Here is a 4,187-nt window from a genome sequence, read left to right as displayed (position 1 = left end):
CCCGGAGCCCTCGCCCCGCCCGGCTCGCCGTTTCCGCCCGTTCCCGGGGCGGGAGGGACTCCGGACCCGGGAGCGGTCCCCCGGTGGGCTCCACCGAGGTCCCGGCACCGGCCCGGGTGCCCCCGAACGCGCGGCGCCCCGGCGAGAGGGACAATTTCGGTGTCGCGAGGTGCGGACAGCCGGGCGGCGCGTCGCCTATGTTTGCGTGGTGCGGGCCGCCCCGGCTGCGGCCCGACCGGCAGTCGGACACCGGGTTGGCCCGGGACCCGGACGGACTCCCGGCCACACACCGGACGCGCCCGTCGGATCCCCGTATCCCGCGACGCGCCGGCCGAACGCCGGATGGACACTGTGGACGACACCACGGGATCGGATCCCGGCGGTGTCATGGTGGAGGAGGCGCTGTGAGCAGCGACCCGTGGGGCCGCGTCGACGAGACGGGCACCGTGTACGTGCGGACTGCCGACGGGGAGAAGGTCGCCGGCTCCTGGCAGGCGGGCTCGCCCGATGAGGCTCTCGCCTACTTCGAGCGGAAGTACGAGGGCCTCGTGGTGGAGATCGGGCTGCTGGAGCGCCGGGTGCGCACCACCGATCTCGCGGCCAAGGACGCGCTGGCGGCCATCGACCACCTCCGACAGCAGGTGGACGAGGCCCACGCCGTGGGCGACCTGGACGCGTTGTCCAAGCGCCTGGACCGGCTGACCGCGACGGTGGACGAACGCCGCGAGGAGCGGAAGGCCGCGCGCGGTCGGCAACTCGAGGAGGCCAAAAAGGCGAAGGAGGACCTCGTCGCCGAGGCCGAGGAACTGGCGGGCGGCGACCAGTGGCGGGCGACCGGGGATCGACTGCGCGCCCTGGTGGACACCTGGAAGGGCCTCCCGCGGTTGGACCGCAAGACCGATGACGAGCTGTGGCACCGCTTCTCGCACGCCCGCTCGACCTTCTCAAAGCGGCGCAAGGCGCACTTCGCCGCGCTGGACGCGCAGCGCGAGGAGACCCGGCGCCGCAAGGAGAAGCTGATCTCCGAGGCCGAGGCCCTGTCCTCCTCCACGGACTGGGGCCCCACCGCCGCCCGGTACCGGGAGCTGATGCGGGAGTGGAAGGCCGCCGGTCGCGCCCAGCGGGACGCGGAGGAGGATCTGTGGACCCGGTTCCGGGCCGCTCAGGACGTCTTCTTCGCCGCCCGCGGTGAGGTGTTCGCCGAACGGGACGCCGAGTACCGGGAGAACCTGGCGAGGAAGGAGGAGCTGGTCCTGGAGGCCGAGAAGCTCCTCCCGATCGGCGACGTGAAGACGGCCCGGGCCGCGCTGCGCTCCATCGGTGAGCGCTGGGAGGCGATCGGACACGTCCCCCGTGACTCCCGCGCCGCGATCGAGGGGCGGATCCAGGCCGTGGAGCGGGCGGTCCAGGAGGCCGAGGAGACCGAGTGGCGCCGCACCAATCCCGAGGCGCGGGCCCGTGCGGCGGGTCTGACCGGACAGCTCCAGGACGCCGTGGACCGGCTGGAGCGGCAGATCGCGACCGCCCGGGAGGCCGGTAACACCGCCAAGGCGCAGAAGCTGGAGCGCGAGTTGGAGGGGCGCCGCGCGCTGCTGGAGCAGGCGCTCAAGGGGCTGCGCGAGTTCGGCGGCTGACCCCATCCGCCCGCGCCGCGCGGGCGGGAACGGGCCGGGGGCGGCCCCCACCGAGAAGTGGGGGCCGCGCCCGGCCCGGCGGCGTTCCCCACCGCGGTGCGGTGGGAGGGTTCAGCCCCGCTGCTGCTCCGGCCGCCGGCTGGAGGTCACCCGGTACACGTCGTAGACGCCCTCCACGCCCCGCACGGCCTTCAGGACGTGGCCCAGGTGCTTGGCGTCCCCCATCTCGAAGGTGAAGCGGGAGATGGCCACCCGGTCCCGGGAGGTCTGCACGGCGGCGGACAGGATATTGACGTGCTGGTCGGAGAGGACCCGGGTGACGTCGGAGAGCAGCCGGGACCGGTCCAACGCCTCGACCTGGATGGCGACCAGGAAGACCGAGGACTGCGTCGGCGCCCACTCCACCTCGAGGATCCGTTCCGGCTCGCGGGAGAGCGAGTCGACGTTCACGCAGTTCGCACGGTGGACGGAGACCCCGCTGCCCCGGGTGACGAAGCCGATGATCGGATCGCCGGGGACCGGGGTGCAGCAACGGGCCAGTTTGACCCACACGTCGTCCACGCCCTTGACCACCACACCCGGGTCGGCGCTGCTGCGCCGCTTGGACCGGGTGGGCACCGGCGGCGACGCCTCGGCCACGTCCTCCCCGGCCGCCTCCTCCCCGCCGACCGCCTGCACCAGCTTCTGGACCACGCTCTGGGCCGAGACGTGGTTCTCCCCGATCGCCGCGTACAGCGAGGAGATGTCGGGATAGCGCATCTCGTGGGCGAGGGTGACCAGTGAGTCGCCGGTGAGGATGTGCTGGATCGGCAGGTTCTGCTTGCGCATGGCCCGCACGATGGCGTCCTTGCCCTGCTCGATGGCCTCCTCGCGCCGCTCCTTGGAGAACCAGCCGCGGATCTTGTTGCGGGCCCGGGGGGACTTCACGAAGCCCAGCCAGTCCCGGGAGGGACCGGCGCCGGCCGCCTTGGAGGTGAAGACCTCGACGGTGTCACCGTGGTCGAGGGTGGACTCCAGGGGCACCAGCCGTCCGTTGACCTTGGCGCCTATCGTGCGGTGGCCGACCTCGGTGTGCACCGCGTAGGCGAAGTCCACCGGGGTGGAGCCGGTCGGCAGCGCGATGACGTCGCCCTTGGGCGTGAAGACGAAGACCTCGTGCCGGGAGAGGTCGAACCGCAGCGACTCCAGGAACTCGCCCGGGTCCTCGGTCTCCTTCTGCCAGTCCAGCAGCTGCCGCAGCCAGGCCATGTCGTTGACCGCCTCGCCGCGGTCCCCCTTGGCCGGCGGGGCGTCGGTGCGCACCTTGGAGACCCCGGCGACGGCCTGCTGTTTGTACTTCCAGTGGGCGGCGATGCCGTACTCCGCCCGCCGATGCATGTCGAAGGTGCGGATCTGGAGCTCGACCGGCTTGCCCCCGGGCCCGATCACCGTCGTGTGCAACGACTGGTACATGTTGAACTTGGGCATCGCGATGTAGTCCTTGAAGCGCCCCGGGACGGGGTTCCAGCGCGCGTGGACCGTGCCCAGCGCCGCGTAGCAGTCACGGACGCTGTCCACCAGGACCCGGATACCGACCAGGTCGTAGATCTCGGCGAAGTCGCGACCCCGCACGATCATTTTCTGGTAGACGCTGTAGTAGTGCTTGGGGCGACCGTTCACCGATGCCTTGATGCGGGCACCGCGCAGGTCGGCCTGCACCTCGGCGATGACCGTCTCCAGGTACTCGTCCCGCTTCGGCGCCCGCTCGGCGACCAGCCGTACGATCTCGTCGTACATCTTCGGGTAGAGGATGGCGAAGGCCAGGTCCTCCAGCTCCCACTTGATGGTGTTCATGCCCAGGCGGTGGGCCAGCGGGGCGTAGATCTCCAGCGTCTCGCGCGCCTTCTGCTCCTGCTTCTCCCGCTTCAGGAAGCGCATGGTGCGCATGTTGTGCAACCGGTCGGCCAGCTTGATCACCAGCACCCGGGGGTCGCGGGCCATCGCGACGACCATTTTGCGAACCGTCTCGGCCTGCGCGGCCTCGCCGAACTTGACCTTGTCCAGCTTGGTCACGCCGTCCACCAGCAGCGCGACCTGGTCCCCGAAGTCCCGGCGCAACGCGTCCAGGCCGTACTCGGTGTCCTCGACCGTGTCGTGCAACAACCCCGCCATCAGGGTGGCCGAGTCCATGCCCAACTCGGCCAGGATGGTCGTCACCGCCAGCGGATGGGTGATGTACGGGTCGCCGCTGCGGCGCTTCTGCCCGCGGTGCCAGCGCTCGGCGACCTGGTAGGCGCGCTCCAGCTTGCGCAACGAGGCGGTGTCCGCCTTGGGGTCGTTGGCCCGGACCACCCGCAGCAGGGGTTCCAGGACGGGGTTGTAGGGGTTGGAGCGCTGCACGCCGAGCCGGGCCAGGCGGGCCCGCACCCGGTTGGAGGAACCGGAGCGGCCGGAGATGCCGGAGACGGCCGGGGCGGGCGCCTCGGTCCCCTCGCCCTCGGCCCCCTTGGCCGCTTTGGCTGCCCTGGTTCCGTTGACCGGGGACTTCGCCGGGGCGGGGGACTGCGACCGGGG

Annotated in this window: 2 protein-coding genes; one reads left to right on the top strand and one right to left on the bottom strand. The window is 71.7% G+C overall.

What is annotated here, in order from left to right:
* Nucleotides 1-404: 404 nt before the first annotated feature.
* Entirely contained in the window at nt 405-1,634 is a 1,230-nt protein-coding gene (locus FNQ90_RS14500) for a DUF349 domain-containing protein (RefSeq protein ID WP_182606766.1), read from the top strand.
* Nucleotides 1,635-1,745: 111 nt separating this feature from the next.
* Here the strand turns inward: FNQ90_RS14500 and FNQ90_RS14495 are convergent.
* Nucleotides 1,746-4,187, bottom strand: a 2,442-nt coding sequence (locus FNQ90_RS14495; RefSeq protein ID WP_228471186.1) for a RelA/SpoT family protein, incomplete at its 5' end; no start/stop codon positions are given.

The sequence above is a fragment of the Streptomyces alkaliphilus genome (assembly GCF_014141535.1).
GTDB lineage: Bacteria > Actinomycetota > Actinomycetes > Streptomycetales > Streptomycetaceae > Streptomyces > Streptomyces alkaliphilus.
Note: the sequence above shows the minus strand (reverse complement) of the source record. Positions and strands in the feature narration are given on the sequence as shown.